Below are 18,862 nucleotides of genomic sequence, written 5' to 3'. Positions count from 1 at the left end.
GTTGACTGCTGGTAGCTGATAGCCTTACATCAGTAACCGCTAGACAAACCGATAAGCCGATGACCTTACTCCCCACTCCCCACTCCCCGCTCCCTACCGATCTCGATGCCTTCTGGATGCCCTTTACCGCCAATCGGCAGTTTAAGGCCAAGCCCCGGTTGATGGCAGCAGCTAAAGGCGTACATTACACCACTGTTGATGGTCGCGAAGTGCTCGATGGTACCGCAGGGTTATGGTGTGTCAATGCGGGTCATGGCCGCGAGAAGATTGCCGCTGCTGTTCACGCACAAGTTTCCCAGCTCGACTTTGCACCAACCTTTCAGATGGGGCATCCAGGGCCGTTCTCGCTGGCCGATCGCCTTGCCAAAATGCTGCCTGGCGACCTCAATCACGTCTTTTTCACTAACTCTGGCTCCGAGTCGGTCGATACGGCTCTCAAAATTGCGTTGGCATACCACCGCGTCAGGGGAGAAGGATCGCGTACAAGGCTTATTGGGCGGGAACGAGGCTATCACGGTGTTGGCTTTGGTGGCATTTCGGTCGGTGGCATTGCGCCCAACCGTAAGTTCTTTGGCAGCATGATTCCGGGTGTCGATCACTTACCGCATACCCACAACCTTGAACACAATGCCTTCACGCGCGGTCAGCCTGAATGGGGCGCGCATTTAGCCGATGAACTGGAGCGCATTGTCACGCTGCACGACGCTTCGACGATCGCCGCTGTGATTGTAGAACCAATGGCTGGCTCGACAGGAGTGCTCATACCGCCCAAGGGCTATTTGGAACGCTTACGCGCCATCTGTGACAAGCATGGCATTCTGCTGATTTTTGATGAGGTGATTACGGGCTTTGGTCGCTTGGGGTCGAGTTTTGCAACGGAACATTTTGGTGTCTTGCCCGATCTGGTGGCAGTGGCGAAAGGCATCACCAATGGCACGATCCCAATGGGTGCTGTGTTCGCACGGCAAGGTATCCACGATGCCTTCATGCACGGCCCCGAAAACGGGATCGAACTCTTCCACGGCTACACCTATTCGGGGCACCCAGTGGCCTGTGCCGCTGCCGAAGCCACGCTGGATATCTATGAGGAAGAAGGGCTGTTCGATCGGGCACGCAGCCTCTCAAGCTACTGGGAAAAGGCTGTCCATTCTCTGCAAGGCTTGCCCCACGTCATTGACATTCGCAATCTGGGGCTGGTGGCTGGTGTTGAGCTTGCCGCCTCTGAACAACCCGGTGCCCGTGGCTATGAATGCCTTGTTACCTGCTTTGAACAGGGGCTTTTAGTGCGCACAACGGGCGATATTATTGCCCTGTCGCCACCGCTCATCTTCGAAACCCATCACATTGACCAACTCATTGAGCAACTGACGAGTGTGCTAAAAGCGCTGCCGTAAAACATCGAGATGCTGTAAAATCCCACTTCACTGTGACTCAGGTTTATCAAGCTTGACAATCAGTGGGTCATAAAGGGCTGCTCCAACATCGGCACATGGCTCGCTACGGTTCACGCTCTGGAACGCAAAGAACGCAGCCAAATTCAGCATAATGTCGGATAAAATTCAGCCTTATGTCGAAGAGTGTTGAATTTCCTGAACGACGCAGTGTACATTGATGGACTAAGCATCTTATAGAGAGTTGTAGTATGGGGTCCTTCTTTGTAAAGAACTTTCTTGCAACTTAGTAGTAAAGCTGCCATTGAAATTGCATGTAGTGGGTGGTGTTTTTGGGTGTTGTTTAAGCGTTAACAGTGTGCATAACCTTAACTTAATTGCTCTTTAGGCAATTAAGCTGAAGAATCTTTACTCTGAGCAAGGATTATCAGGACTTCGGGAATCTTGCAGGTATAAAGTACGATAAGTTTTTCTTGCTTGTGCTTATGAAAAAAGTGCTATCTCCCTTAGCTTTTATTCAGCTTATAGATGTTAATAATTAAGACCGACTACATTGACGCTCTCAAGGTTCGTTGTGTCTGTAGAAGCCAATCAAGATCACGACTTCCCTAGCTTCAACGTTCGCTTGCTTCTACCAGAGGGCTTTATAGGTGGTGAAATTGAATCTAAAGCTGGCAAGTTTGAAAGCGCAGAACCTTTATAAGTTTAAGAATTTCACTCTAACAAGCTAACATCATTCGTTTTGATCGGTTATTTTCAGGGTTCTATTTAAGCAAGTTCTACTCAGTCCAGAGTGCTGATTTGCTAGCAACATAACTATAAAAGTATGAGTTTTCAAGCAATACCTGAAAATTGGATTTGTGAGAGATGGGATTTAAAATGATTCTATGAAAATTGAAGTTATTTTATTGTCAAAACGATCTTTGTAAAGATTTTGTGAATTCAACAGAATAACCTGGCCAATCATTTACCTATCGCTGTAGGCTCTAGAAAGGAGTCTGTAAGACATGTCTTACATTGCAGCTCTCATTCTCTGAGTTGTCGCTCCAGTAGCAATCGCTTTCTACCACATTTGTTTAAGTTACGTCTTGCAGGGTTATCTATCTTTCGCTTCAAACTTGGGTCATCTTCCAGTGGTGTCATTTAAGGTGCTGGTTGAATGAGTTTTTTTAATGCGAATGTAGATGTTGATGGACGTTCGTTTCGTGAGTCAAAAGTGGCGAATGCTGACCTCCTCTCTCGTGAGGCAGTGCAACCGCTTGACTTTAATGTTCATTTAGAAAAATTGGCATTGTTCCTAGCGCAGACCTGGAAGGATGACCATCCCGACGCAACCGCTGAGTCGGAAGCTGATCTAAGTCATTGCATTTTGGCGGTGACCGCGGAACTGGCGATCGCGGCGCAAGCGGTGGGAGGACCGATCAGTCTAGAAATTTTAACGGGTGGCGGTTCTGCTGCTGCTCGTGCCGTTTGTCAGCAGGTGCTTGGCGGCAACTGCGGCTAATGGGCTGTCAAGCTTTTTTGAGGGCTGAAAAGCTTCAAAAGCAACCCCAAAACGACACCTGTGCATCCATTCAAAATGGTCAGACTACCAGGGTGTTGTGTGTCTAGGGTGTTGTGTCAGTAAGCGTTTGACGATGGAGTTTGGCAATAGCACTCCATGTCTGCTTTAACCGCTCAATGTGCTGTGAAGCGTCAGTATTCACTGTGCTATGGCATGGTTTTCGATTGTAAACGTGCTGGTACGCACGCAACAACCATTTACGTGATCCGAGGTGTCGCTCCTATGACGAATCAACTAACAAATCAAATGCAACCAATGCTTACGGGCAACGAGGATGATCAAGCGGATGTGCCTGAGCAACCGCAGCTGCATCAGTTGAATGCTGACTTGATTGAGTCAATGTCTCAGCGGCAGCAATCGTCTTTACTGCAATGGTTTAGTAACCAGTCAGTGCGACGCAAGTATGTTCTTGGCTGGTTAACGTCAGGTGTCTTGTCGGTAGCAGGGATTGCGGTTGCTAGCACCTGGTTTGCAGCGACAGTTAATCAACTACAACCGATCGATCGAGCTGCTATGGGACAGTCGCTGACTGAGAAGCAGAACCGTAGTGCCGCATTGCAGCAACTGGTTTCGCAGCAGCAACTTTTGACGATCGCGCTCGTACTGGCAGCGAATACAGGTGTGATGATACTGCTTTATCGGGCGATCGCTAAACCAGTCAAACAGCTCCAGCAAGACACCCAAATGTTCTCATTGGGCGCACGTGAGGTGCGTGCTGAAGTGAATGCAACTGATGAAGTTGGGAAAATTGCCCAGATGTTTAATCTGTTGGCGGATGATGCTGTTGCCACTGAGTCGCTGCTTTCAAACCAAGCTCACCAACGAGAAATGGAGGCCAAGCAGGCACGTCTCATCAGTCGAGTTGCAGGTTCGCGGGCGCGTACAGAGCAAGAACTGATTAAAGTGCTTGACCAAGCGCTTCAGGATGCGAAGGCCTTGCTGGATGTCGATCGCGTTGTCATTTACCGCTTCTATCATGATTGGAGTGGCTATATTTCTACTGAAGCTGTTTCACCCGGCTTGCCGATTGCGTTTGGAGACAAAATCGAAGACGCCTGCATTAGTAGCGATTTGATCGAAGCCTATCGGCAAGGGCGGGTAGTTGCCACAGACGATGTCTTGAATGCAGGGTTTCATCCAGATCACATGAAGCTCATGCACAAGCTGCGCATCCGAGCTAATTTAGTCACCCCCATTCTGAAAGACGGTCAGCTTTACGGGTTGCTCATTGCTCACCACTGCGAGGCACCTCATAGCTGGAAACCCAGTGAAATTAACTTTCTCAAAGAACTTGCCGTCCAGATTGGGCTGCCCCTTGATCGAGTCTTATTTCTATCACAGAAAAATACTGAAATTGAGCGAGTGCAGCAGCTTTACCAAATTAGCTCAGGCATTCGGAATTTGCTGAGTGATCAGGAGATTTATAACACGACTGTTCGTAGCGTGCGGGAAACTCTGAAAACCGATCGCGCGGTCGTCTACCTTTTTGATAAAGACTGGAAAGGCATGATTGTTGCTGAATCGGTAGAGCATAGCTATCCTACTGCTCTCGGCACCGCGATCGCAGACCCTTGCTTTGCCGAAAAGTATGTCGAAAAGTATCTGGAGGGTCGAGTGCAAGCTTTGGAAGATATCCATAAAGCTGGCTTGACCGAATGCCATCTAGCGCAATTGGAGCCCTTTAAGGTCAAAGCCAACATGGTGGCACCGATCCTGGCAGGCAGTACGTTACATGGGCTGCTGGTCACTCACCAGTGCTCCCATACACGGTTTTGGGAACCGTCAGAAATCACCTTCTTTAGGGAGGTTGCGGCTCAACTTGGGCTGGCTCTCGATCGAGTGGGGGTGTTGCATGAGCTGGAGCATGCCCGCCAGCAAGCGGAGCAGCTAGCAGAGGAGCAACGTCGATCGCGCCAGCAAGCAGAATTGTCGGCAGAGGAGCAACGTCAGCAGGCAGAGGAGCAACGCCACCAGAAAGAAGCGTTGCAGCAGCAGTTGCTAACCTTACTCGATCAAGTCGAAGGGGCAGCCTCTGGTAACTTGACCGTGCGCGCAGACGTGACTGCCAGTGAGATTGGTACGGTGGCTGATTTCTTCAATGCGATCGTCGAAAGTCTGCGGCAGATCGTAGTACGGGTGAAGCAATCCGCCACTCAAGTGAACATGGCTCTTGGCGAAAACGAAACGACAGTTCAGCAACTTGCGGTGGAAGCGTTTAAACAATCTGCAGATATTACCCAAACGTTGAGTTCCGTCGACCAAATGACCGCTTCGATTCAAGCGGTGGCAGAGAGTGCTCACCAAGCCGCACTCGTGACCCGCACGGCTTCGACGACAGCAGAGGCAAGCCAGATGGCGATCGACGTCACTGTGCACAGCATCTTTGAACTGCGCGAGACGATGTCTGAAACCGCTCATAAGATGAAACGGCTCGGCGAATCGTCACAGGCGATCTCAAAAGTCATCTCCTTGATCAACCAAATTGCCCTGAAGACCAACATGCTTGCACTCAACGCAGGCATTGAGGCAGCACGGGCTGGTGAAAACGGCTTGGGCTTTGCAGTCGTTGCAGAGGAGGTTGGTGAACTGGCTGCCCAATCAACGTCTGCGACGCAAGAAATTGAGCAACTGGTTGAAGACATTCAGCTAGAAACCCGTCAGGTGATTGAGGCCATGGAGCAAAGTACAGTGCAGATGGTGGAAGGCACCCGACTGGTTGAAGATGCCAAACAAAATCTGGGGCAACTGCGCCAGCTCTCTCAAGAGACTGATCACCTGGTGCAATCCATTTCAGAGGCAACGATTTCTCAAACCCAGATTTCTCAAGCAGTGATGCAACTGATGCAAGATCTTGCTCAGGTATCGCAGCGCACTGCCAATTCCTCTCAGCAAATCACGGATTCGTTGCAAGAAACGGTCGGGATTGCTCAGGCGTTGCAATTGTCGGTGAGCACGTTCAAGGTTGAGATGCCAGACGAAGAGGTTGTCATGCAATAATGTGCTGGACTGCCAACGGCTAGTAGTTAGCTGCTAGTAGTTAGCTGCTAGTTGTTAGGTGTAATGACATGTAAGTGTAATGACACCTAACATGCAGGGTCCGTTCGCGCTTCTTGTCTGCCGAAGGCGATAGCGACCCTACAGCAGGGGCATGCCTCGAAGCCGCAACGCCTTAACAAGAAGCTAAGGGTTAGGCGCAGAAATAACGTACCAGTCAACCACGAATGCTGGCAGAGCATGGCAATATCCTCTGCCGGGGTATTTTCTGTCCCTAAATCACTAAGGTTGTGCCGTTGTTCGCTGGCTGCGATCGACATCGGGGCTCCTAAATTTGCTCAGTTCGCGTATAAAGCTTTGAATCGCCAGCCGATCGCCATATTCAATGAGTCGGCTATGGACTTCAACGGGTATATCGGTTCCGTTTTTATGGCGCAAATAGCGCTCACAAACACTTTTGCCATGCGTTTGTAACCGTTGAGAGAGATCAAAAACAATCTCGCCATGCCATCTTGGGAAGATGGTGTCAATCTCTAGTTGAAGTAGTTCTTGACGGGTATACCCCAGACGATTGGAGGCGTTGGTATTGGCATTTAAAGGGCGCCATGTGAGTGCATCCAGAATTAAAATCGAGTCGTTTGTCGATTCAAACAGATTCTGATAGTTTGCTTCTGCTGCTTTTAGAACCGCTTCTACTTGCTTATGCTTGGTAATATCTTGTGTGCTGAAGAGGACAGCCTCAATGTACTCAATGCTTCCTTGAATGGGGCTAAGGCTATATTCATAGTCCCGCAGCCCATACAAGGGCGTTGTGATACTAATTTCACTGGTGATCGATCGCCCGGTGGTAAACACAGCTTCAAGCTGGAGGGTGAGCTGTGCCTTCAGTTCTGGTGGCAGCGCAAATGCCTGGATTGTCTGCTGAAGGGCTGTGTTCTGCTCTAACCCCAGCGATCGTGCACCTAAAGGATTGATGTAGAGCAGTCGCTGAGCGCGATCGCACACAAAAATGGGGTCTGTCATCGTTGCTAGAATGCTCTCTAGCAGGCAGGTTTGAGGTTCCAGACCAGCGAACTGCAGCCGATCTGGTTGTTCTGATGTGTGCTGTAGGCTGCTGACTGCTGGACTAGAGGATCTCATGCGACCTTTCGCTGGTGCTGGATCGCTTTGAGAATCCCTCAAAGCTGTCAAGAGACTCGCTTCTAGTGCATAGCCAAACTGCTCAAGGAGATCAAGCCGAGAAGGTGTATGGCTGTCTGTAGGGGTGGTTTGCTGCAACGTGGCAAGTCGCTCTGCAAGGCCTGTGATGCTACTTTCAACCTGCTCTATTTGCTGTTGCAGCATGTCGATCGTGATCGGTGCCTTTGTTGGCAATGACAATCCAAAAACCTGTACCAAGGCGTCGGCGACTACGGACGTACGATCTCTACCGGTTGCTCTTGCCTGGGCTTCGATTGCCTGAGCCAGCGGTATCGGAAACCGAAATGTCATCGATTTGCTGGTCATTAGTGGCGCAAGAATAACGTTGACTCTATTTAGTGATGCCTAGAAATAAGAACGAAATAAGTTCAGTCTTCCTTAAGGGCAAGACTTTTGAGCGATCGCCTGGAAAAGCTTTGAAGAGCTCATTTCTCAAATGCCTTGCCTTTATACAGGATGACGGCTCTTATTTGTCCGCGATTCGGCATCAGCTTTTCGACTTTGGTAAATTAAATGCATAAAGCTTTGGTAAATTAAGTGCATAAAGCATAAAGTCGTCTTCGCCCATTGCTTTCTCAATAAAGAGACTAAAAAGCTTTAACCCCTGCTCTTTGGCAAGACGAATATGATCTCTGAAAGATTGATCAATGGCAATGCATCTTTACGTAGCAACGCTAACTTTTTTCTCTTAAGCAAGGCTTCAAATGACACGATGGTGTTTCTGGAAGCTCATAAATTTCTAATAAATAAATTTCTAATGATGACTACCGTGACGGAGTATAACCGAAGAACCACTGATGGTTAATGAGTGATCAGTGATGAATAAAAGACTTATTCACTACTTCAGCCAATACATCATTGACTATTTAAACCCTTTGTGTTTTTCAGTGTTTGTATCGTACGTTGTAATCAGCTTACAGAAGATACACTGACAAACCCATGCGTAGATTCACCGAAGTTCGGCAAGACAGTGCCCGTGGGTTTCTCAGCAATTATGCTGAGTCGTATCCGAAATTTTCTCAAAATCCTATTTCACGAAATACCCCTTAAGTATCTATCTAAAGTACCAAGTATCTATTTACTAAAGTACTAAGTATGGATCTAAAGGTCGATCTGTAATGAAACACTGATGTGTTTAGGTTTGAGATGGTTGGCGAAGCTAGGCTGTGGTATTGACAGCTGCCGCTAATTTTTCGTGGACTGCATCAGGCCTCCTAATGCTTGTGCTGTCTGTGCATACCCAGGGCTAATAAAGCTGTACCATAAGCGGCTTCTAGCTGCTGCGATCGCTCTACCGGCACGCCAAGCTGACGTGCGCGCAAGGCAGTCCATGCTGCATTCGTTGCCCCACCACCGGCGCTGTAGACCCGTTTGAGTGGCGTTGCTCCCAGCGCTTGCAGGAGTCGATAGCCTTCTGCTTCAATCCGTGCCATGCTCTCCAGCAGTCCGTGCAGGAAGGCGACTGGATCGGCTGGTCGGGGCTCCAGGCGTGGCAGCAAGGATGGATCGTTGACTGGAAAACGCTCTCCTGCTTGCGTTAGTGGATAGTAATCGAGTGGGCTTGCTTGGTCAGTGATGATACGATCGCTCAAGTGCAATAATTCTGCCACTGTAAAAAACTGCTGTAAGACAGCCCCTCCAGTATTGGAAGCGCCACCAACGAGCCACTGTTTACCCAGTCGATGACTGTAAATACCATAGGTGTTGTTTTCGACCCTCGTTTGGCTGAGTAATTTCAGTACGAGGGTTGAGCCTAAAGAGGTCACGGCTTCTCCTGGTACGGTCGCTCTGCTGGCTAAAAACGCCGCGATGCTGTCGGTGGTGCCTGCGCAGATCTGACAATCAAAGGGTAATTCGAGTTGCCTGGCAACCGCTGGCTGCACATGACCGATCGACGTTCCTGGTGCAACGACGTGGGGTAGTAAGGGCGCGATCGCCAACTCTGTTAACCAGTCTGGATAGCGCAGATGTACCACATCATAACCCAGCTTCAAGCTGTTGTGGTAGTCGCTAATACCAGGTTGACCGTGCAGTAGAAAGCCCAACCAATCGGCTTGATGCAGCAAGTAACGCGCTTGCGAAAAGACAGCTTGCCGACTCCACCACAGCAGTTTGACCAGGCTGGAGGTTGCACTCAGCACGGTGTGCTGACAGGGCGCGTTGGCATAGCGTTCCTGCGCAAAGAGGTGGCGCAAGGTCTCCCTTTCTGGCGCTCCAGACGCATCGTTGTAGAGGAGCGGTACTGTGAGAGGCTGCCCCACTCCATCACACAGCAACACGGTAGAAGACGTGCCATTGATGGCGATCGCCCTTAGCGTTTGCCGTTCTGCGCGATCAATCTCCTTGAGCAGTGAGAACAAGGTTGCTTGCCAGCAAGCGACCAGATCTGACTCCGCAACGGTGTCAAAGGTGCGGCTTGCTTGAGCACAGAGATGGGCGTCTGCATCAATAACGGCAAGGCGTGCTCCCGATGTTCCAAAATCAATGCCTGCGTAGAAACTCATGGTTTGAGCGTTTTTCCAGAAAGATGATGCCTCTGAATCGGGACAGGGTTTGCTATTGCTTGAACGGCTGACTCATCAAACAATAGCAAAACCAACGCCTATCCGTTGGCAACACTATGCTCCTCTACTCAATCAGCTGTGTGGCGAGGAAACGGGGCGCTCTGGTTTGGTTTGTGGCTGGGTTTGTGTGTCCTGGTGGACGGTCAGCAACGGCTCATTGAGCGGTGATCGCGGACGTGTCAACAGTCGGATCTCTTGTTCCAAATGCGTCTGTCCTGCTTTAAAGAAGTCCTGCGCACTGGAAGGAATTAAGTCGCGCGACAATTGCTGACGTTGCAGTGGCGTGAGGCTATTACTATGAGGGGCTGACTGAGCCAGCGACGCACTCATGGTCATGCATGTTAGTGCGATCGCGTTAGCCAAGACGTAGATTACACGTTTCATTGGGTCGTGCCTCCCGAAAAGCTGCTGTTCACTTTAAGCTAACCTGTACTGCCTACTCTTGCCGTCCTCCAGTTGGCGCAACACTGTTCGGCAATACCAATGCTTCCCAATGTGTTGTAGAGGCGAAAGGCTTTTGCCCTCCAAACGGTTTAAGAGGCTACTCTTTAAGCCCGATCGCCTGTGAGAGCGATGTCAGTCCCCGTTCAGCCATTTTTTGGAGCAATCCTTCTAGCAGATGGCGCACCATCGCGGGGCCTTCGTAAACCCATCCTGTATAGACTTGTACGAGACTGGCTCCTGCCGTAATTTTTTCCCATGCGTCCTCTGGAGTAAACACGCCGCCAACCCCAATAATCGGTAGGTTGCCTTGCGTTTCTTGCCAAATAAAGCGGATGACCTCAGTAGACCGCTGGCGTAACGGCGCACCGCTGATGCCACCGGCTTCTTCTTGGACTGATTTTCCGGTCGATCGCACGACCTGTGTGGTCAACCCATCTCGTCGAATGGTGGTGTTGGTGGCAATAATGCCAGCCAGCTTATACGTCTGGGCAAGTTCTAGGACAGCCGCGATCGCCTCCCACTCTAAATCAGGCGCAATCTTGATCAGCAATGGCTTCTGACCAGCATTTTCTTGCTGTAATGCTGCCAGAATGGGCTCGAGTTGCTCAGTTGCCTGGAGCGATCGCAAGCCGGGTGTGTTTGGCGAGCTGACATTCACCACAAAATAATTGCCCCAATCCTTGAGCCACTGAAAGCTGCCTAGATAATCTGCCGCGGCCTCCTCCAGGGGCGTACTTTTAGATTTACCCAAATTGACGCCGATAGGGAAGGGAGAGGGGAGAGGGGAGAGGGCATTGCCCCATCGCTGCTGCAACGTGTGTGCCATCGCCGCTGCCCCCTGATTGTTGAAGCCCATGCGGTTCAAAGCGGCATTGTCTAAGGGCAGGCGAAACAAACGCGGCGGTGGATTGCCAGGCTGTGGGGTGAAGGTCACGGTACCGAGTTCTGCGAAGCCAAAGCCAAAACTCGACCACACTCCAGAGGCAACCCCATCTTTATCAAAGCCAGCAGCCAGCCCGATCGGGTTACTAAACTGCAAGCCCCAGAGCGACTGAGCTAGACGATCGTCGTTCAGGCAATAGGCTTTGGCTAACTGATGGTGAAGCCAGCGAGCGAGAGGCTGTTGATGATGGTAGTCAAGCCAACCTAGAACGCCCAGCGTTTGCTGATGCAGCCACTCCGGATCGGCCTTGACCCCGGAGAAGAGCACTGGACGAATTACAGACCGATAGATATCCACAGGTTAGTGCTGGTGAAGAAAGAAATTTGTGGTTTTAGAGGAGTGGTCAGGAGCCAGCGGTCAGCAGTCAGCAGTCAGCGGTCAGCGGTCAGCAATTTTAAGGAACAAGCATTGGATCACTGCCACATTTCCCGTAGAGGCGGCACGACCCGTGCGTCCCTACCTGCGAACTTTCTACTCGATCCCAACCCGCTGGTCACTGACCGCTGACAACTGATAGCGATCACGTCAGTTTTGCAAAGTGGTGTGCGAACTATTTGTGCTGTGCGATCGTAAGCATTACCATACCTCAAGCGCTGCCTCCTGCCGGCACGTTCTGCATTTGCACTGAACCCTCTAAAACACACTAGGATGTGTAATAACGCTCCCACAGGTTTCGGCAGTCTACTCTGGTTCCACTGCCCACCTGATTTCAGTATATTTTTTTACCTGATCCTGGCTAATTGTCACTAGTTTGCACGTCGCAGGCTGCTCCGCTCACCTTCATTGTATTGGCGTATCTATCAGTGCACTCAATGGTTCACCCAAAAGAGCCAAACGCCAACGATAAACAGTTGGTTGCCTTAGGGCGCGTCCTGCAAATTTTGCGGGAAGAAGAAAATCCTGATGTTCTTATTGATACCGCCCTCAGCTATTTGGAGGCTGAATTTGACTATAGTCTGATTTGGATTGGGCTCTACGATCGGTTGGAGCATCGTTTACATGGCAAGGGGGGGGCAACGCCGTCTGGCAAGATACCGCTACTCAAGCAGCGGTTTTTGTTGAATCCGGGTGATCTATTAGAACAGGTTGTGATTCAGCAGCGTCCGCTGGCAGTGCCTGATTTACGACAGGAACTGCGAGCTGGGGAATGGCGCAAGGCCGCGCAAACCCACGATGTTCAAGGAACGGTTATTTTCCCGATTCGCTACAAGGATCGGTGTTTTGGTGTAACATTACTGGGCTCAACTTTATGGGGTGCTTCACCGCGATCGGATGAAAAAGCACGGCTTTCAATGATTTTGGGCGGACTGGCGACAGCGCTGTATCAAATTGAAGCAGAGTGGCTGCGGCAGCAAACCAAACACCCCGATCAACCGCTGCTGACTCTGCTGACCAAGCTGCGATCACTCAGTGGGTTGGGTGCGCGGCTAGAAGCGGTCGTCGAAGAAACGCATAAATTTGTGCAGCCAACGCGCACCAGCGTGTACTGGTTCGAGCGTGAGCGGCGGTATTTCTGGCGGCGCATCAGCAATCGCCAAAAGGCAGCTGGGTTCAGTGAGGCAAACCAGCCCGCTTCGGGCATCACCGCGCAGGAAGTCAGCAGTTTTTATCAGGCGTTGCTCTCAGACCAACTGGTGGCGATCGGAGAAGCACACAGTTCGCTCAAAGCCGATACGACCAGTCGCCTGATGCAGCAAATGCGGGCGCGATCGCTCCTGGCAGCGCCGATCTTATTTCAGAATGAATTGCTGGGCTTTCTAGCGGTTGAAGGAAATGATCCCCGGATCTGGGAAGACGAAGAGAAGCGTTACATCCGTGGGGCAGCGCAAATTATTGCTTTGATTGCGCCTCTGGATGCAATGGAAAACACCATTGAGCAGATTCAGCGCGATCGCGTCCTCACGGCCGAAATTGCTCACTCCATCTACAGCGAGTCGGATTGGAAAGCGACGCTGACGATGTCGGCTGAGCAGGTTTGCAAACGCCTGCGTGCCGATCGCTTCCTGGTCTTGCTTCACAACTCAGAGCAGGGAACGTTTGACATTTCTTACCAGAGCCAACCAGCTAATCGTCGTCCGTTAACAGCTCCGCTCAGCAACCTTGGCGATGCTGACTGGAAATTTTTGGAAAAAAGTCGTGACACCATTGGCATCGAAAATTTGGATGGTGATTTGCGACTGCTGGCATGGCGCGATCGCTTACTAGAACTGGGTGTGCGATCGCTGCTGCTCTGTAATGTCTCGCTTGGACACCCCCTCGAAGGGCTAGTCGTCATCTGTCACGAAAGTCCACGCACTTGGAGTCGTACTGAGGCTGATCTAGTGCGGGTTGTTAGTCAGCAACTGGGGCTGATCTTGCATCAGTGGCAACTACAAAAACAAAACGAGCAACAGCAGAAGGTCAATCAAACCATCCAACGGGGATTGACCATGATTCAGCAGATGCACGAATTGGAGCCCCTGGAACGATCGGCGTTGCAACATATTGCTCAAGTGTTGCAAGTACCTTTGGCGACGCTGGTTACCTGGTCGCCAGGTGAAAACAGTGGTCATGTGAGCAGCCCGATCTGGAGCAGCGAGCGTTTCTCAATCAACGTTGATGCTCAGATCGCCGTCCAGACTGATACGCTGATTCAGCGGGTGTTAGCGAGTGATGAGGTGTTATCGCTGACGATCGCTGACCTGACCGTTGAAACACGCCAATGGCTTACCGGATCTGGCATTGGTCAACTGCTGGCCATAGCATTACGAACCGCCCCAGACCATGAGCCGTCTGGCATTGTGCTGGTGGCTGACGTTGCTGATCGTCAATGGTCAGAGCGTCATCTCAATGCCTTGGGTACCCTTGTCAGTCAGCTAGCCTGGTCTCGCCGCTACCTGACCTTGACTCACAAACTGTCTGCTCAACGTGAAGCGCTAGAGCAGCTGAATTGGTATAAGCATCGATCGCTGGAAGAACTCTACCGATCGCTCCTCCCTAACCTGAAGCGGCTCCAAGACCTCGGCAATCCCAAAGACCCGCTCTTTGGCACGCGGCACCAGCAAATTGTGCGCCAGCTTAACGATGCAGTGGCACCGCTCTCTCTCCTTGTACAGGCGGAACAGTGGCAGCTACGAACGCACCCTCGTACGCTCTCGCTGGTGACTTTACTCAAGCGATCGTTGGGGCGAGTCGACGGGCTGATCAAGCAACGCCAACTCTGGTCTCAGGTACATGATGAGACAAACCTCACCATTAGCGGCGACATTACCAAGATTGAACTGGTGCTACATGAACTACTCCTGACGGCCTGCCAGCGGTCTGATATTGGTGGACGCATTGACCTGTGGTGCCGCCAGATCGATAGCCACTGGCTCGAACTATCTATCACTGACAGTGGTGAAATGGAGCCACGCTTGCTGAGTGAACTAGAAACTGGACGAGCCGCTGATCTCCTGGCACCGTCTACCCTTGACCAGCCACCAGGACAACATCTACAGATCTGTCGGTCTTTGATGAAGCACATCGGCGGCGAATTGAATCTCTATAAACTAGAAGATAATCGTATCTTGAGTCGTTTAGTACTACCACTGGCAGCCAACGATCGGGCATCAACGATCCCTAAAAAGAATGAGAAACCTGGAGCTTGAAGCGTGAAAAGCAAACGCCGCTGGCTGACAAACACTCAAGCTTAAACCCCCTGCTTCCCCCTTTCTCCCTCTTCCTCCCCCTTCTTTCCCTCTCCTAAAACTCAAAACTCAAAACTCTCACCTCTCACCTCTCCCTTCCCAGTCGCTCTCGCCAACGATCGACCGCGCCTCTCAGCTCTGGGGACAACCAGTGATCGTACTGTGGATAGATTGGCAACCGCGGTACTAGCGTCCAACCAGCTAAAGCAAGGCTGTTTGCCAGCTCAGCCTCGATCGGATGAGGGTAATCAGGATTCACTTCATCACGTGGCCCGATCCCGCCCAGGTCGCTTGCGCCAGCTTCCAGGCAAGTCAGCAATTGCGATCGCGAAACCAGGTTAGGGGGCATTTGGAGCGTAATATCAGTCGGTAAAATGCGTCGGGCCACAACAATCGTTTCGAGCAATTGCGCGGGAGAAAAAGCTGCACTTGCCCATGTTTCAGTCAGCCCAGGACTATAGGGCTGCAAAATGACTTCTTGAATGTGTCGCCAGCGCTGGTGTATTTGTGCGATCGCCTCCAAAGTCTCGCATCGATCGGCCTCTGTTTCGCCAAGGCCCAGCAGCAGTCCGGTTGTAAAGGGAATTTGCAGTTCGCCTGCTTGCGCCAGTTGCTGTAAGCGGCGTTCTGGCCGTTTACTGGGCGCGTGGCGGTGTACAGTTTGCAGTAGGCTTGGGGTCACCTGTTCCACCATCAAGCCCATAGAAACATTCACGGTTTTCAGGCGAGACATCTCAGCCACGCTCAGCGGGCCAGCATTTGTATGGGGCAGAAAGCCCAACGACACAGCCAGAGCGCAAAGTTCATAGAGACGTTGGAACCAAAGCGATCGTCGATCGCTTTGGGGATGCACTTCGCCACTTAAGATCAAAATTTCGATCACACCCTGATGTTGGAGGGATCGCAGCTTTGATTCAGCATCAGCCAGGGATAACCAGGGGCTTTTGCCTGGATCAGTCCGAAAATTACAGTAGCTACAGCGGTTAAAGCACTCATAGGTTGGCACTAACGTATAAGCAGGGCTATACGTCGCAGTCTGAGCAAAATCCATCACATTAGGCTTTCAACCAGTCACGTTGGACGTAGGATTTTCCACTAGAGAAGGGATGGTGCATCCAAACCTGTGTACTATCCTTGACCATCCTGCCACACCATTCGGTCGTGTTTAGTCACAGCACCAGAACTTTTCACGGCCCTGGCAACTGCGCTTCTTCGCATAAACATTCTTAACGTGCGTTTTGACCGTATTGAGGCTAATTTGCAGCATCTTGGCAATGTCCTGGTAAGAATAATCCTGCCGGAGCAACATCCAGACCTCTGCCTCGCGCTCTGTCAGGTCATATTTTTTCCGCTCGATCCGTAGCTCCTCTTGCAAGAGATCATTACAGTTCTCTAAAAGCACCAGCATGTAGGGTTGTCGCTGTCGTCCGAACTCGGGCGCCTGAAGACTACCAGATACGGCTGCGTGGGGTATGACATTGTCTCGTTGAGCTGTGAGATCGAGCCAGCGAGCGCTGATGCGGATGGTTTGCCCAGCCGCTGCCTGACACTCCATCACAAACGGGCGATCGCCCACGGGCTCTTCTCGCATGAGCCGATGGCACACTTCAGACACCGCTGCTGGCAACTCAAGCGGCGGAAATTCACTGCCTGTCAGATGTTGGCAAAGTACTCGCGCTTTGCTATTCCAGTAAAGCGGTTGCATGCTGCGAGACGTGACAATAACACCTTGATTCAGCGATTCCAGCAGGCTACTCCGAATCAAGTTCAGCGTGCCTGCTTCGCTTAATGGTGTGTTGGCACTTTTTTGCAGGTGGCTAGAAGTGGTTCTGGCGTGGCGTGAGGGCGAGGCTTTGCCAGCTTTTTCAGTGCTGCGGGGGCTAAACGGCGAACCAGAAGAAGGTGGCTCTAAAGAGGCAAACAGTAGGGGGGCTGTCATAGATCAGACTCCACAAACGATGCCGCTATTTTGATCGCTTCACTGATGAAGACACAATGAGCAATCTGCAGCCCACAACAAAGGGTTGAAGGACGCTCATTGATGACGAAGAAAAGGGAATGGGTCTGAAGAGGGGTGAACGAATCTGAAGTAAGGTGAAGTTTTTTCCACTTCCGGATTGTAAGAACCGTCTAATTAGTCAATAATGGATTCAAATCGAAGGATCTAAGCACAGCCCAAAGTCTGTATGTTTTTTTGGAGTAAAGCGAAGCGTCGTAGCTGAAACCAAGTGGGTTAGCTTTGCTTCCACACCTGCATCGGCTAGATTGCACAAGATGCTCAAGCTGAATTTGTCTGCTTCGCCTGGGAAACGGGAGGTACTGTTCCAATGGCCAACCTTCTAGCTTCACCAACGGCTTCTAGATTCCGCACATCTACTCTGCTAACGCTCCCCATTGTCGGTTCAACGTTGACAAAAGGACTCACCCATTTGGGTACTCTTCACCGTTCTTAAGCAGTGAGTCGCTGTCAAGGTCTCAAAAAGTATCGCTAGTGTCCTATTCCTCCCTCCCTTCATGCCTAGCAAATTAATGAGTTCTCTGAAGCCCGTGTCTCAATCTAACGATCGCTTAGAGCCGGATTCGCTTGATCGATTTTTCCCGTTGGCACAACAACGCCTCTACATGTCAATGCTAATGGGACGCGGAGGCTTGACGCGTCGCCGGGCGGAATATTTTGTGCGCCTTTGGGCATACCTTCTGCTCAAGCAACGGCAGTTGTCAGGGGGACGCTTAACACAACCACTCACTCAACTACATTCGACGGACGGCTCGATCGCCTGTACCCATCGAGAAGCGGCAGATGTATTCTATGGCAACCAGGATCGAGGGAGCGATCGCGCTGCAGGCATGATGATCGATCGCTTTGTGGCACTCGGTCTACTCGAAAAGCAGTTTGATGGACAAACTCTTTGCCTCCAGATTCGCTCTATTCCAGAACTGGAAACGCGTCTCCAGCCGCAAATACCCATCACGCTGATTCCAGATGCGTTTAATCCCCGCACGGACACGATCCCGATCGCCAACCTCATCGCACGCACGTATGCAGAGCTGATGAAAGATGTTGCCAAAGCCTCTCACAAAATTGCTAAAGCGCTACGCAGTTGGGCACAACAGTATCCCAAGGGTCTGAGGGTGCTTCGTCGGGCTGACAATCTCAACCCGGTTGGTATTTCAGTCCTCTATCCAGTCACCAGTGAATCGGAGGTTTACTTCTTTCAACCGCCGAGTAAAAGCTTCTATCTGTCCTCGGATGCTGACGTTGATCCCTTTAAAATGGCGGTTGTCGGCGATCAAGACTGTACGTCTGTGTATATCCGCTCCTGGGTCATTGATACCCCATACCTTCAAACTGAGAACATCTATCTTCTGCTTGAAGATAGCCGCAAGACGCTGATACAGATGCAGGAGGATTTTCCCAACCTTTGCGATATTTACTCCCTGATTCTGCACCCCCTCTACGAGGATTTGCGTCTAGCGTTGGGCTTTCAAAAAACGTTCCAGGATACGCAGCGGTCTTATCACTGGGTTTACCTCGCGCTCGATCGCTTCGTAGCGCTAGATATTAAGCAAGCGTTGAGTGCGATGAAGCAAAGTCTCATTCGATAAAACTGCTTGTTAGCCTCTGAGGCAGCATCTCACCCCTTTTTGAACGGAAGCGCGATCGCTGAAAGTTGTCGAGTCTTTAGCGACCAACCCACTGCAAAGCGCAAACAAGCCATAGCACTCAGCGATGAAGGTCTCATTGGCTGCTGACCATGAGCCGCTATGCTGTGAGCCTCTTTTTTGACTTTGACATGCTCTGCAAAAGAGCCCAAGGCGTAGTGGGGATGCATTCTCATAAAAGTAAACAAATCCTTAAAATGTGTTTACAAAGCTAACCTCTTTACCCGTAGACTCTACAGGCCATTAAGGGACAAAACCAAGCTAGTCTTTGTTACGGTTGCTTTACAAAAAGCAATGTTCGGTTTATACTACTAAACATGCGGGCAACACCGCTAAATACGTTAAATCAAGCACTCATAATTACCATGACAACAACCTTACAGAGACGCGAAAGCGCCAACGTATGGGACCAGTTTTGCAACTGGGTGACC

General features: G+C 50.8%; 12 protein-coding genes. 6 read left to right on the top strand and 6 right to left on the bottom strand.

Going from position 1 to position 18,862, the window contains the following annotated elements; translation table 11 throughout:
* The first annotated feature begins 59 nt into the window (after positions 1-59).
* The 3 genes from aptA (at position 60) to C7B82_RS06325 (ending at position 5,952) form a co-directional block, all read left to right on the top strand.
* The gene (gene aptA, locus C7B82_RS06335) at positions 60-1,394 is read left to right on the top strand and encodes an omega-aminotransferase AptA (RefSeq protein ID WP_106255465.1); all 1,335 of its coding nucleotides are present in this window, start codon (positions 60-62) and stop codon (positions 1,392-1,394) included.
* Between the two features lie 1,156 nt (positions 1,395-2,550).
* On the top strand, positions 2,551-2,895 hold the full coding sequence (locus C7B82_RS06330; RefSeq protein WP_106255464.1) for a hypothetical protein: 345 nt from the start codon (positions 2,551-2,553) through the stop codon (positions 2,893-2,895).
* A 282-nt stretch (positions 2,896-3,177) separates the two neighbouring features.
* Complete coding sequence (locus C7B82_RS06325; RefSeq protein WP_219904077.1) at positions 3,178-5,952, top strand: GAF domain-containing protein; 2,775 nt, start codon at positions 3,178-3,180, stop codon at positions 5,950-5,952.
* Between the two features lie 279 nt (positions 5,953-6,231).
* Here C7B82_RS06325 and C7B82_RS06320 read toward each other — a convergent pair whose 3' ends face one another.
* From C7B82_RS06320 to C7B82_RS06295, 4 genes are all read right to left on the bottom strand, one after another.
* Entirely contained in the window at positions 6,232-7,455 is a 1,224-nt protein-coding gene (locus tag C7B82_RS06320) for a PAS domain S-box protein (protein ID WP_106255462.1), read from the bottom strand.
* A gap of 908 nt (positions 7,456-8,363) precedes the next feature.
* Complete coding sequence (locus tag C7B82_RS06305) at positions 8,364-9,653, bottom strand: FGGY-family carbohydrate kinase (RefSeq protein WP_106255459.1); 1,290 nt, start codon at positions 9,651-9,653, stop codon at positions 8,364-8,366.
* Between the two features lie 132 nt (positions 9,654-9,785).
* Positions 9,786-10,097, bottom strand: coding sequence for a hypothetical protein (locus C7B82_RS06300; RefSeq protein WP_106255458.1), 312 nt, complete (start codon positions 10,095-10,097; stop codon positions 9,786-9,788).
* A 157-nt stretch (positions 10,098-10,254) separates the two neighbouring features.
* Positions 10,255-11,397 carry a quinone-dependent dihydroorotate dehydrogenase gene (locus tag C7B82_RS06295; protein ID WP_106255457.1) on the bottom strand — a complete coding sequence of 381 codons (1,143 nt, stop codon included), beginning with the start codon at positions 11,395-11,397 and terminating at the stop codon, positions 10,255-10,257.
* Positions 11,398-11,409: 12 nt separating this feature from the next.
* On the opposite strand from C7B82_RS06295, the gene C7B82_RS31355 reads away from it, so the two are divergent.
* Entirely contained in the window at positions 11,410-11,607 is a 198-nt protein-coding gene (locus tag C7B82_RS31355) for a hypothetical protein (RefSeq protein ID WP_146141069.1), read from the top strand.
* 305 nt (positions 11,608-11,912) lie between these two features.
* Positions 11,913-14,729 (top strand): sensor histidine kinase, encoded by a 2,817-nt coding sequence (locus C7B82_RS06290; protein ID WP_106255456.1) that lies wholly within the window; start codon positions 11,913-11,915, stop codon positions 14,727-14,729.
* Positions 14,730-14,853: 124 nt separating this feature from the next.
* Here the strand turns inward: C7B82_RS06290 and cofG are convergent, their stop codons facing one another.
* Together cofG and C7B82_RS06280 are read right to left on the bottom strand one after the other, a co-directional pair.
* Complete coding sequence (gene cofG, locus C7B82_RS06285) at positions 14,854-15,819, bottom strand: 7,8-didemethyl-8-hydroxy-5-deazariboflavin synthase subunit CofG (RefSeq protein WP_106255455.1); 966 nt, start codon at positions 15,817-15,819, stop codon at positions 14,854-14,856.
* A 114-nt stretch (positions 15,820-15,933) separates the two neighbouring features.
* Entirely contained in the window at positions 15,934-16,707 is a 774-nt protein-coding gene (locus tag C7B82_RS06280) for a helix-turn-helix transcriptional regulator (protein WP_106255454.1), read from the bottom strand.
* A gap of 575 nt (positions 16,708-17,282) precedes the next feature.
* Here C7B82_RS06280 and C7B82_RS06275 point away from each other — a divergent pair.
* Positions 17,283-18,374, top strand: a complete 1,092-nt coding sequence (locus C7B82_RS06275; RefSeq protein ID WP_245939761.1) for a hypothetical protein — start codon at positions 17,283-17,285, stop codon at positions 18,372-18,374.
* Positions 18,375-18,862: the final 488 nt, after the last annotated feature.

The sequence above is a fragment of the Stenomitos frigidus ULC18 genome, from assembly GCF_003003795.1.
Classification (GTDB): domain Bacteria; phylum Cyanobacteriota; class Cyanobacteriia; order Leptolyngbyales; family Leptolyngbyaceae; genus Stenomitos; species Stenomitos frigidus_A.
This window is presented reverse-complemented; position numbering and strand designations above follow the sequence as displayed.

Coding starts and splice junctions, on each gene's coding strand:
- aptA (WP_106255465.1), top strand. CDS start 60: ATGACCTTACTCCCCACTCCCCACTCCCCGCTCCCTACCGATCTCGAT.
- C7B82_RS06330 (WP_106255464.1), top strand. CDS start 2,551: ATGAGTTTTTTTAATGCGAATGTAGATGTTGATGGACGTTCGTTTCGT.
- C7B82_RS06325 (WP_219904077.1), top strand. CDS start 3,178: ATGACGAATCAACTAACAAATCAAATGCAACCAATGCTTACGGGCAAC.
- C7B82_RS06320 (WP_106255462.1), bottom strand. CDS start 7,455: ATGACCAGCAAATCGATGACATTTCGGTTTCCGATACCGCTGGCTCAG.
- C7B82_RS06305 (WP_106255459.1), bottom strand. CDS start 9,653: ATGAGTTTCTACGCAGGCATTGATTTTGGAACATCGGGAGCACGCCTT.
- C7B82_RS06300 (WP_106255458.1), bottom strand. CDS start 10,097: ATGAAACGTGTAATCTACGTCTTGGCTAACGCGATCGCACTAACATGC.
- C7B82_RS06290 (WP_106255456.1), top strand. CDS start 11,913: ATGGTTCACCCAAAAGAGCCAAACGCCAACGATAAACAGTTGGTTGCC.
- cofG (WP_106255455.1), bottom strand. CDS start 15,819: ATGGATTTTGCTCAGACTGCGACGTATAGCCCTGCTTATACGTTAGTG.
- C7B82_RS06280 (WP_106255454.1), bottom strand. CDS start 16,707: ATGACAGCCCCCCTACTGTTTGCCTCTTTAGAGCCACCTTCTTCTGGT.
- C7B82_RS06275 (WP_245939761.1), top strand. CDS start 17,283: ATGCCTAGCAAATTAATGAGTTCTCTGAAGCCCGTGTCTCAATCTAAC.